1 protein-coding gene is annotated in these 243 nt (G+C 39.1%); it reads left to right on the top strand.

Translation table 11 applies throughout. The features are described 5' to 3' along the window. On the top strand, positions 1-243 hold a 243-nt coding region (locus tag AAEY83_RS17860), incomplete at both ends, for a hypothetical protein (RefSeq protein ID WP_502945219.1).

The raw sequence follows: 243 nt of genomic DNA, 5'->3' as shown, positions 1-243 counted from the left end.
TGACTATTTTACCTATAATGTGTTCGATCATTGCTGTAATTTGGCAATTAGGGCTACTGTCGAGTTTAGGCTTTGGCTTAGATCCTATGTCTATTTTGGTGCCGTTTTTAGTCTTTGCTATAGGTGTAAGCCATGGTGTGCAGATGATTAATGCTATTGGCAAAACAGTAGGTGAAGGAAAAAGTACGCGAATTTGTTGTCAGTCAAGTTTCAGGGCTTTATTAATACCTGGTGGTATTGCAC

Origin of the sequence: Psychrobacter sp. TB20-MNA-CIBAN-0197, from assembly GCF_040309765.1 — a bacterium.
In the GTDB taxonomy this organism is placed as follows: domain Bacteria; phylum Pseudomonadota; class Gammaproteobacteria; order Pseudomonadales; family Moraxellaceae; genus Psychrobacter; species Psychrobacter submarinus.
The sequence above is the reverse complement of the archived record's forward strand: the minus strand, read 5'-3'. Positions and strand labels throughout refer to the sequence as shown.